The sequence below is a fragment of the Arthrobacter sp. genome (genome assembly GCF_031988865.1).
Taxonomy (GTDB): Bacteria; Actinomycetota; Actinomycetes; order Actinomycetales; family Micrococcaceae; genus Arthrobacter_B.
On the sequence record NZ_DALZXY010000103.1, the window covers coordinates 1 to 10,172 of the forward strand.

The 10,172-nt window shown below is 66.6% G+C and carries 8 protein-coding genes; 2 read left to right on the forward strand and 6 right to left on the reverse strand.

The features are described from left to right. Positions 1-71: 71 nt before the first annotated feature. On the reverse strand, positions 72-764 hold the full coding sequence (locus RTN46_RS14830) for a YoaK family protein (protein WP_312182513.1): 693 nt from the start codon (positions 762-764) through the stop codon (positions 72-74). A gap of 353 nt (positions 765-1,117) precedes the next feature. On the opposite strand from RTN46_RS14830, the gene RTN46_RS14835 reads away from it, so the two are divergent. Continuing rightward, complete coding sequence (locus RTN46_RS14835) at positions 1,118-2,086, forward strand: L-lactate dehydrogenase (RefSeq protein WP_312182515.1); 969 nt, start codon at positions 1,118-1,120, stop codon at positions 2,084-2,086. 93 nt (positions 2,087-2,179) lie between these two features. Here RTN46_RS14835 and RTN46_RS14840 read toward each other — a convergent pair whose 3' ends face one another. From RTN46_RS14840 to RTN46_RS14860, 5 genes are all read right to left on the reverse strand, one after another. Next, positions 2,180-3,217 (reverse strand): nitrilase-related carbon-nitrogen hydrolase, encoded by a 1,038-nt coding sequence (locus RTN46_RS14840; protein ID WP_312182517.1) that lies wholly within the window; start codon positions 3,215-3,217, stop codon positions 2,180-2,182. 42 nt (positions 3,218-3,259) lie between these two features. After that, entirely contained in the window at positions 3,260-4,753 is a 1,494-nt protein-coding gene (locus tag RTN46_RS14845; protein ID WP_312182519.1) for a gamma-aminobutyraldehyde dehydrogenase, read from the reverse strand. A gap of 49 nt (positions 4,754-4,802) precedes the next feature. After that, positions 4,803-5,207 (reverse strand): cupin domain-containing protein, encoded by a 405-nt coding sequence (locus tag RTN46_RS14850; protein WP_312182521.1) that lies wholly within the window; start codon positions 5,205-5,207, stop codon positions 4,803-4,805. Positions 5,208-5,875: 668 nt separating this feature from the next. Then, the gene (locus RTN46_RS14855) at positions 5,876-7,249 is read right to left on the reverse strand and encodes an aspartate aminotransferase family protein (RefSeq protein WP_312182523.1); all 1,374 of its coding nucleotides are present in this window, start codon (positions 7,247-7,249) and stop codon (positions 5,876-5,878) included. Positions 7,250-7,269: 20 nt separating this feature from the next. Then, entirely contained in the window at positions 7,270-8,760 is a 1,491-nt protein-coding gene (locus RTN46_RS14860) for a CoA-acylating methylmalonate-semialdehyde dehydrogenase (RefSeq protein WP_312182524.1), read from the reverse strand. Between the two features lie 142 nt (positions 8,761-8,902). On the opposite strand from RTN46_RS14860, the gene RTN46_RS14865 reads away from it, so the two are divergent. Next, positions 8,903-10,172, forward strand: a 1,270-nt coding sequence (locus RTN46_RS14865) for a PucR family transcriptional regulator ligand-binding domain-containing protein (protein WP_312182525.1), incomplete at its 3' end; no start/stop codon positions are given.

Below are 10,172 nucleotides of genomic sequence, written 5' to 3' on the forward strand. Positions count from 1 at the left end.
CCTCGCGCTGCCCGCGCCCCCGCGCTGCGCCCCCGCGCACCCGCCCACACACCGCCAGCCGACCCTCCCGCCTAGTGCTCCCGACGCTCCCCGCGGGCCCTGACTGTTCCCAGAACGACAACCGTCGTGGAAATCAGCGCAGAAACGGCAAATCCCAGCCACAAGCCCACATTCAACGCAGCAGCACCGGCAACCGCACCGGCCAGAATGAGCGCGACAGCCAGTACCCGTCTAGCCCAAAATCGGCCGTTTCCTCCAGCCAACCGGGAATCCGCAGCCAGACCGGTGATTGTCGACGTGACCACCACAGTCGAAATTTCCGCAACCTTCAGCCGCTTGGCCGTTGCGGCCTGGATCCCCATCGCAGAAGCCATCGACGACGTCGTGACGCTGCCAAGAACCTCATCCGCCTGCACATCAACCACCGCAGTAAACACGGCAAGCAGCGTTATCGTGCCGGCAACCACCATCAGCGCCGCTGTCACCCGCATCGACCACCCTTCAGACCCATGCCGCAGCACCCGACCCGCCAGCGCAGCACCCAGTATGAAAAACACCAAAGCCAGGGCCGGTCGAAGTACAGGGAGATCCGCACCACCGGCAAATGCCATACCCAGAAGCAGTACATTGCCGGTCATATTCCCTGTAAAAACCTGATCCAGCCCCAAATACCCCAGGGCATCAATTACTCCCGTGGAAAACGTCAACGCAAGCATCAGCCAAAGGTGGATTCGTTCCGTGGGCACGGCATTCAGGGTTCTCATGCGGCTTTCCTCCATCGGTATCGGGGCCAAATGTATCCGAAGCACGCGGAGTAAAAGGCAAGCATTAACCAACGACGGCGAGTCCCACCGCCCTGCAAGCCGCCACCGCGTTACCCCGGATTCCGGGCGAAACACCGGCCACCGCCGGAATCCCGGCCATCCCGGCCATCCCGGGGAGCCACCGCCGGAATCCCGGGCACCCCGGCCACCCCGGCCACCCAGGCCCCCCCCGGCCTGCTCCGCACCGATTCCGTACCCGGACATGACGCCCGACGGGGGACCGTTCCCCTCGGTACCAAGCCGGTTCTATAGTGCCTGTAGGGGGATCCCTCCTACCGTGAGCGAGGCTCTTCATGATGGCCAACATCACCACCAAACCAGTTACCAGGCTCGGAATCGTCGGGGCAGGAAGCGTGGGAACCGCGCTGGCCTACGCGGCCCTGATCCGTGAAGCCGCCCGGGAAATCGTCATCTACGATATCGACGCCGTACGCGCGGAAGCCGAAGCGCTGGACCTCGCCCACGGCACCCAGTTCACAGGGGCCAACACGGTCACCGGCGGCGGGCGGATCGAAGCACTCGCCGGAGCCGACGTCATCGTCGTAACGGCCGGCGCACGGCAGGAACCAGGACAGAGCCGGTTGGACCTGGCCGCGGCCAACGTGCGGATCATGGAAACCCTGATGCCGATGCTCGTGGATCAGGCGCCGGATGCCGTCTACATCCTCGTGACCAACCCCTGCGACGTCCTGACCGTGGCGGCCCAAAAAATCACTGGGCTGCCGTCCAACCGGATCTTCTCCTCCGGGACGGTACTGGACACCTCCCGCCTGCGTCTGCTGGTGGCCCGGGCCGCGCACGTCCTGATGACCAGCGTGCACGCGACGATAATCGGCGAACACGGAGACAGCGAATTCCCGGTCTGGTCCAGTGCGACCATTGGTCCGGTCCCTATCCGGGAGTGGACGATCAGCGGCCGTCAGGTCTTCACCGACGCGCTGCTCGCTGCTATTACCGACGACGTCGTGAATGCCGCTTACAAGGTGATCGAAGGCAAGGGTGCCACGAACTATGCGATCGGATTAGCCGGGGTGAGGATCGTGGAGGCTGTGTTCCAGGCCCAAAACGCAGTGCTGCCGGTCTCGGCCATGCTGCAGGGTGAATACGGAATCTCGGGAGTGGCCCTCTCGCTGCCAAGCATCGTGGGATCCGGCGGCGTCTACAAGATGCTGGAAATGCCGCTCGACGACGGCGAGACCCGGGCGCTGCAGGACTCCGCCGAGACCCTGCGCAGGACCCTTCAGGACTTGGGGATCAGCTGAGTCAGGCCCTGGGGATCAGCTGAGTCAGGACCTGGGGATCAGCTAGGCAGGTTGTGGCCGGTTGGGGATGTGCGGCCCTCCGCATCCACGGATTTACCTGCCGCTGTACGCGTAACTCTGAACCGGGCTGGAAGTGCCGGTTGCCAAGCCAGCCCCAACGCCAGCCCCCGCACCGCCAGCCCCACCGCCAACGCCAGCTCCAGACTCAACCAGCGCGCCATACGTCTCCGGGCGGCGGGTCTCCAGGAACGGGAAGAGCGTGCGCCAGTGGGCGCACTGGTCGAGGTCGAGGTCGGCCACGAGGACCGCCGACTCGTCCCGGGGAGCCTGGACCAGCACCCGGCCGTACGGATCGCAGATGAAGGACGATCCGTGGAACGTGAGGTTGCCCTCGTGGCCCCACCGGTTCGGAACCACCATAAACAGCCCGTTGGCAATGGCGTTCCCCAGAATCACCTTCTGCCACAGCGGCTGCGTGTCGAAGTCCGGGAAGTCCGGCTCCGAACCGATCGCCGACGGATGGACCAGTACTTCTGCTCCGCCCAGTGCATACAGCCGGGCCAGCTCGGGGAACCACTGATCCCAGCCGGTCGGCAGGCCCAGCTGCGCGCCGTCGAGCTCCGCCGGAGCATGGATCGTGTAGGCCTCCCCGGCGGCACCGGGACGGAAGTACGTGTCCTCGTAGTACCCGGCCCGGGCCGGGATGTGCAGCTTGGGTGTGCGGGCCAGCAGCTGGCCCTCGGGGGAGACCAGGATCGCCGTGTTCAGCCCCCGCCCATCCGGACCGTCCGCCCGCTCATACAGGGAGGCATGGACACAGACGTCGTGGCGCCGTGCGGCAGCGGCGGCAAATGCGAACGTCGGCCCGTCGGTGAGGTCTTCGGCGAGATCGGCCGGGCAGCCGTCCGGAAGGGTGTCGGCCGGGTAACGGGAAAGCGTGAGCTCGGGCAGGAAAACGACGGCGGCTCCCTGATCCGCTGCACGCGCGATCCCGTCACTCAGCTCGGCCTTGACTGCTTCCGGATCGGGCTGCCATCGATGCTGGACCACCCCCACCCGCAGTCCGGGCCTGGTGCTGGGCCCGGTTGCCGCGGGTGAACGCAGGGCGCCGGTACGGGTGATCTCGATCATGGAAAACCTCCGGAAGATGGAACGGTGGCTAGGGCGCGGGAATCAGCGTGCCCGGAATACCGTGTCCTGCCAGTCCTTGTGGGTGGCAGCATCGCGGCTCATCATCACGTGCTTGACGTTGGTGTATTCCTCGAAGGAGTACATCGACATGTCCTTGCCGAAGCCGGAGGCCTTGTAGCCGCCGTGGGGCATTTCAGACACGATCGGAATGTGGTCGTTGACCCACACGCAGCCTGCCTGGATCTCTTCGCTGGCGCGCAGCGAGCGGGAGAGGTCCCTGGTCCAGGCGGAGGCTGCCAGGCCGTACGGCGTGTCATTGGCCAGCGCAATTCCCTCGTCGTCGGACTCGAACGGCAGCGCGGTGAGCACCGGACCGAAGATTTCGTCCTGCACGATCTCCGAGTCCTGCGCTGCGCCGGTCACCAGAGTGGGCCGGTAGAACGCGCCGGCCGCCAGTGCGCCGCCCGGGGCTTCGCCGCCGGCCAGGATGCTGGCTCCGGAGTCCCGGGCCCGGTTCACGAATCCGGCGACCTTGTCCCGGTGCACGTGGCTGATCAGGGAGCCAAGATCCGTGTCTGGATCGGTGGGGTCTCCGACGACGACGGCGTTCATCAACTCCGCCACGCGGGCTGTGAACTCCTCGAACAGGGGAGCCTGGATGTAGGCACGGGTCGCGGCGGTGCAGTCCTGGCCGCCATTGATGATCGATCCGGCGACGGCACCGTGCGCGGCGGCCTCGAGGTCGGCGTCGTCGAAGACCACGAACGGGGCCTTGCCGCCCAGTTCCAGGTGAACCCGCTTCGCCGTGCGTGCCGCCAGGGCCATGATGTGGCGGCCGACGGCGGTGGATCCGGTGAAGGAGGTCATGGCCACGTCGGGGTGGGTCACCAGTGCCTCGCCGGCGACCGGCCCGGAGCCGGTCACGATGTTGATGACGCCGTCAGGAATGCCTGCGGCAGCGGCGGCTTCGGCGAAGATCAGCGAGGTTGCCGGGGTGAGTTCACTGGGCTTGAGCACGATGGTGTTGCCCGCGGCAATCGCCGGCAGGATCTTCCAGCCGGCCATCTGCAGCGGGTAGTTCCAAGGAGCGATCGAGCCGATGACGCCGATCGCCTCCCGCCGGACCATCGAGGTGCCGCCGGCTCCGTATTCACCCGCAGCGGGGCTGTGCAGCTGGCGGGCTGCTCCAGCGAAGAAGGACACGTTGTCCACTGTCCCGGGGACGTCGAATTCCTTGGACATCCGGATGGACTTGCCGGTCTGGGCGGTTTCCAGCTCGGCGAGCTGGCCCGCCCGGGAATCAAGTTCAGTGGCCAGTGCCAGCATCGCCTCGGCGCGTTCCCCGGGGGTGCGCCTGGACCAGCCGGTGAAGGCCTGCTTCGCGGCGGCAACGGCGTCGTTGACGTCAGTGGTGTCCGCGTACCGCAGCGTTTCGGCGGTTTCGCCCGTGGCGGGGTTGATGCGTTTCGCCTCTTCGCCGCTGCCCTGCCGGTAGCGGCCGTTGATGAACTGGTGGCCTTCGGTGAACTGGTGCATGTTCTTACTCCGTGAATGTGGTTTTGCTGGGGAGCGGGGAACCCGGTCCTTAGGACGCGGTGAGGTAGACCTTGCGGAGGGTGCTGGTGACGGTCCAGCGGGTTCGGGTTCCGGCGGCGAGCCGCATCAGCGTATGCGGGGTGAGCTCATGGGTCGCGGCCACGGAGCCGTCAGCTGCCAGGAACTCCACGGTCGCGGCGCCGGAGAGCACCACAAAGACCTCTTCGGCTTCGGTGTCGTACATCCCGCCCTCGGACATCTCCCAGACGCCGAGGTCCACACCACCGAAATTCCCGAGCTCATGCAGCCCCGTGGACGGGGTGCCGGAAGCGACGGCGGATTCCGGGACGGGCTCGTGGACCAGGTCCAGGCTGTCGGGATGGATTACTACCCCGGCGGGGAGCCCGGTGGCCTCGGGTGCAGGAGCGACGGGAATGGAGCTGGTGTTGGTCATTTTAGAGCTGGGTCCGTTCGGTTGGCTGGCCTGAGGGCAGGTCCAGCATAGTGGTGGTGACTAGGCGGGCAGTGCCTGTTCCGGGGCCGGAGCAACCGGCAGGGCATGCGATCCTGGTCCCGCAGGCGGGGGTGGAAAGCACCTTTGTACCGGACGCCTCCGGTGAGCCGGCCGGCCAGGTTGAAGGTGGAGGGGCCTGCCAGGTTGAAGGTAGAGGGGCCTGCCAGTGCGCGGAGCCCCTGATCGGTGTCGAGGGCGGAAATTCGGCCGGCGAAGACCGCCACAGCGCCCGCGCTGCAGGCCATTCGACGGCCGTCGAGAACTGCTCCGGAATGGAACATCCATTCTGCCTGTGGCACAGATACCTCGTATTTCACTTCGGGGTCTTCTGACCCAGCGCATTTCCGCTCCGTTATGGAGGAAAATGAATGCCGTTCGTGGGGTCAGACTGCTTCTATAAAACGGGAGGCAGTTGAACTTGTCAACGGTGTTGACCAAGTTGCCGGAATTAACCGGGCTGGGAATGCAGTGGCTGGACGGGGAGTGGGTGAAGCCCGTCCAGGCCGGAAATGACGTGGCTATTTGGCGGCAACAAAGAAGGCGGAAATCCGGCTGGGCCGGATTCCCGCCTTCTTATGCTGCGCAGATGCTGGGCAGCTCAGTGGAGGTTAGGACTCCGTGTAGCCGTCCGCAATCGCCAGGACATCGTCAAGGATGCCCAGGCCGGTGCGGGCCTCTTCATCGCTGATGTTCAGCGGCGGCACCACATGGATGCGGTTGAAGTTGGCAAACGGCAGCAGACCGCGTTCCTTGCACGCACCGATCAGTGCGTTCATGGCCGGGCTTGAACCGCCGTACGCTGCCAGCGGTTCCCGCGTTTCCTGATTCTTGACCAGTTCGATGGCCCAGAATGCACCGGTTCCGCGGACTTCGCCCACGCTCTGGTGCTTCTGCGCCAAGGCGTCCAGACCCGGACCGAAAACCGTCTCGCCCAGGCGGGCGGCGTTTTCGACCATGCCTTCCTCACGCATTGCCCCGATGGTCGCCACCGCGGCGGCACAGGCGAGCGGGTGTCCGGAGTAGGTCAGCCCACCCGGGAACGGGGTGTCAGCGAACGTCGCCGCGATCTCGTCGGAAATCGCTACGCCGCCCAGCGGCACGTAACCCGAGTTGACGCCCTTGGCAAAGGTGATCAGGTCCGGTTCGACGCCGGCGGCATGCTCGATCGCAAACCACTTGCCCGAGCGGCCGAATCCGGCCATGACCTCATCGGCGATGAACATGATCCCGTATTTGCGGGTCAGCTCACGGACGCCTTCAAGGTACCCGGCAGGCGGAACCATGATCCCGGCGGTGCCGGGAATGGATTCCAGGACCAGCGCCGCGAAGGCACCGGGGCCTTCGAGCAGGATGAGCTGCTCCAGGTGGTCCAGGGCCCGCTGGCATTCCTCTTCCTCGGTGGTCGAGTGGAACTGGGTGCGGTACAGGAACGGTGCGTGGAAGTGCACGGTTCCGGCATTGCCGTAGTCGTTGGGGAGCCGGCGCGGATCCCCGGTGACGTTGATCGCCAGCGCGGTGCCGCCGTGGTAGGAGCGGTAGGCGGAGAGGACCTTGTAACGGCCGGTGTGCAGCCGTGCCATGCGGATGGCATGCTCAATCGCGTCGGCGCCGCCGTTGGTGAAGAACACCGTGTCCAGGTTGCCTGGGGTCAGTTCCGAGACCAGGCGTGCTGCCTCGGACCGGGCGTCATTGACGTGCTGCGGCGCGACGGTGCACAGCTTGCCGGCCTGCTCCTGGATGGCCGCGACCACCTTGGGGTGCTGGTGGCCGATGTTGGTGTTGACCAGCTGCGAGGAGAAGTCCAGCAGCCGGTTTCCTTCACCGTCCCAGACGTAGGAGCCCTCGGCCTTGGTGACAGTCATGGGCTTGATCTGCTTCTGCGCGGACCAGGAATGGAAGACGTGCTTGCGGTCCAGGTCGAAGGCCCGGCGCCCGGCGGCCAGTTCCTCTTCCGTGACTGCAGAGTCGGTTGTGGTGCTCATGTGTGGATACTCCTTCTGTCCTAGGCGTTCTGCGGGAACCCGAGGTTCAGTCCACCGTGGCTCGGGTCCAGCCAGCGGGTGGTGACGACCTTACCGCGCGTGAAGAAATGTACGCCTTCGGTGCCGTGGGCGTGCGAGTCGCCGAAGAGCGAGTTCTTCCAGCCGCCGAAGGAGTAGTACGCCATGGGAACGGGAATCGGAACGTTGATGCCAACCATGCCGACCTGAACTTCGTTCTCGAAGCGGCGGGCAGCGCCGCCGTCGTTCGTGAAGATCGCGGTGCCGTTGCCGTACTGGTTGGCGTTGATCAGTGCCAGCGCTTCGTCGTAGGTTTCGGTGCGGACCACGGAGAGCACGGGGCCGAAGATCTCATCGGTGTAGATGGACATATCCGGGGTGACGTTGTCGAACAGGGTCGGGCCCAGGAAGAAGCCTTCGCCGTCGGCGTCTGCCTCCACCTTGCGGCCGTCGATGACCACCGTGGCGCCCGCGGCTTCGCCGGCGTCGACGTAGCCTGCCACCTTGTCGCGGTGGACGGCGGTGACCAGCGGACCCATGTCGGTGCCGCGCAGACCGTCACCGATGCGCAGGGTGCGGGTGCGCTCGGCGATCTTGGCGACCAGTTCGTCGGCGATGGGGCCGACGGCGACCAGTGCGGAGATGGCCATGCAGCGCTCGCCGGCGGATCCGAAGCCCGCATTGACGGCGGCGTCGGCAGCCAGGTCAAGGTCGGCGTCGGGCAGGACGATCATGTGGTTCTTGGCGCCGCCCAGGGCCTGGACACGCTTGCCGCTGGCGGTTCCTTCGCGGTAGACGTACTGCGCGATCGGGGTGGAGCCCACGAAGGAAACGGACTTGATGTCCGGGTGGTGCAGCAGGGTGTCCACTGCCACCTTGTCGCCGTGGAGCACGTTGAAGACGCCGTCGGGAAGGCCGGCTTCCTTCCAGAGCTCAGCGACCCAGTTGACCGCCGTCGGGTCCTTTTCGCTGGGCTTGATGACCACGGTGTTGCCGGTAGCGATGGCAACCGGGAAGAACCACATGGGCACCATGGCCGGGAAGTTGAAGGGGCTGATGATGGCGGCCGGGCCGACGGGCTGGCGGATGGAGTGCACGTCCACCTTGGTCGACGCGTTCTCGGTGTAGCCACCCTTGAGCAGGTGCGGGATGCCGCAGGCGAACTCCACGACTTCCTGGCCACGGCTGATCTCGCCGAGTGCGTCGTCAAGCACCTTGCCGTGTTCGGCGGTGATGATGGCGGCGAGTTCGGGCTTGCGGGCGTTGAGCAGCTCGCGGAACTTGAAGAGGATCTGCACACGGCGGGCCAGCGAGGTGTCGCGCCAGGCGGGGAAAGCGGCGGTGGCCGCGGCAACTGCCTCATTGGCGGTTTCTACGCTGGCGAGTGCCACCTGGGAGGTGACCTTGCCGGTGGCCGGGTTGGTGACATCTGCCAGGCGGGTGTCGGCGGGGGCCGTGAAGGCTCCGTTGATCCAGTGCTGCGTGGTCTGCACGTGTGCTCCTTTTAGTAATGGGGGTCTGGGATCAATCCTGCCGACGCTGCCGCGCGGTGAACACTTGCAGGGTGTAAAGAAATACTGCGAAATTTTTACGGTCTGTAACCCTCCGCGGAGCGGTCGTGCCTAGACTCACTGCATGAGCCTGTCACTGCAAGCGGTCCTTGACTTCGACGTTGTCCGGGCCGGAGCGCCCCAGGTGCTCACTGGGCTGGACCGGCTCGACGCGCCCGTCCGCTGGGTCCACGTCGCCGAGCTCCGCACGCTCACCGACCTGCTGGAGGGCGGGGAACTCGTGCTGACCACCGGCCTGGCGTTCGGCGAGTCCGCCGCCCAGGCCTACGACTACCTCAGCGGGCTGCAGTCCGCCGGTGCGGCCGCGGTGATCGTGGAGGTGCCGCCGGACCGCCCCGGCGCCGCGGCGGCACTGGAGGAAGGTGCGGCGCGGGCGGCGCAGGGCGGTGGCGCAGTGCTCCCCGTGATCCGCCTGCACCGGACCATCCGTTTTGTGGAGGTCACGGAGGTGGTCCACCGCCGGATCGTGGCCGGGCAGCTGGAACAGGTGGAGAAGGCCAGGCAGGTTCACGAGGTGTTTACGATGCTGAGCCTGCAGAGCGCCGGAGTGCAGGAGATCGTGGACCGGACCGCCGAGCTGCTGGGCCTTCCGGTGGTGCTGGAGGACAACGCCCACCTGGTGGTCGCCTACGCTGCCGGCGGCGTCGAACCGCAGGAGCTGCTCCGTGACTGGCAGCGGCGCTCCCGCGCGGTGCGCGGCTTCCGCGAAACCAGGCTCGCCGGCGATGAGCAGTGGCTGCAGACACCGGTTGGGCTGGGCAGCCAGCACTGGGGCCGGTTGGTGCTCCCGGCTGCTCCGCCCACGCCGGAGGCCGCCGCGGAAGCGGCCATGGTACTGGAACGGGCGGGCCAGGCCCTGGCAATCAACCGGCTCGCGGAACGGGACCAGGCCGGACTGGCGCAGCAGGCGCAGGCAGGCCTGATCCACGAACTGCGCGCGCAGCGGGTATCCGCCGAAGCTGAAGTGCTGACCCGGGCTTCCGCCCTGGGACTGCGCCCCTCGCCGGCCTACCTTCCCTTGGTGCTGCATCTGGACGCCGGGACGGGGAAGGACCCGATGTCCATGCAGCGCAAGGAACGGGCCCTGCTGGAGATGCTCGAGGCTGTCCTGGACGCTACCCGGAACTCGGCGCTCGCCGCTGCCCTCCAGACCGGGCAGGTGGCGGTGCTGCTCGCCCTGCCGGCACGGATGCTGGAGGACAGCCTGCTGGAACGCATCTGCGGGGACCTGGCGGCCCGTTCCGCGGCCGCAGCCGAACCGATGCAGTGGACGGCCGGTGTGGGGCACGCCCGGTCCGGGCTGCAGGACGCGGCGGCCGGGCTCGATGAGGCCG

What these genes read in the sequence shown, in the direction of transcription:
- RTN46_RS14835 (WP_312182515.1), top strand. Translation starts at nt 1,118, where the DNA reads ATGATGGCCAACATCACCACCAAACCAGTTACCAGGCTCGGAATCGTC.
- RTN46_RS14850 (WP_312182521.1), bottom strand. Translation starts at nt 5,207, where the DNA reads ATGACCAACACCAGCTCCATTCCCGTCGCTCCTGCACCCGAGGCCACC.
- RTN46_RS14840 (WP_312182517.1), bottom strand. Translation starts at nt 3,217, where the DNA reads ATGATCGAGATCACCCGTACCGGCGCCCTGCGTTCACCCGCGGCAACC.
- RTN46_RS14855 (WP_312182523.1), bottom strand. Translation starts at nt 7,249, where the DNA reads ATGAGCACCACAACCGACTCTGCAGTCACGGAAGAGGAACTGGCCGCC.
- RTN46_RS14845 (WP_312182519.1), bottom strand. Translation starts at nt 4,753, where the DNA reads ATGCACCAGTTCACCGAAGGCCACCAGTTCATCAACGGCCGCTACCGG.
- RTN46_RS14830 (WP_312182513.1), bottom strand. Translation starts at nt 764, where the DNA reads ATGAGAACCCTGAATGCCGTGCCCACGGAACGAATCCACCTTTGGCTG.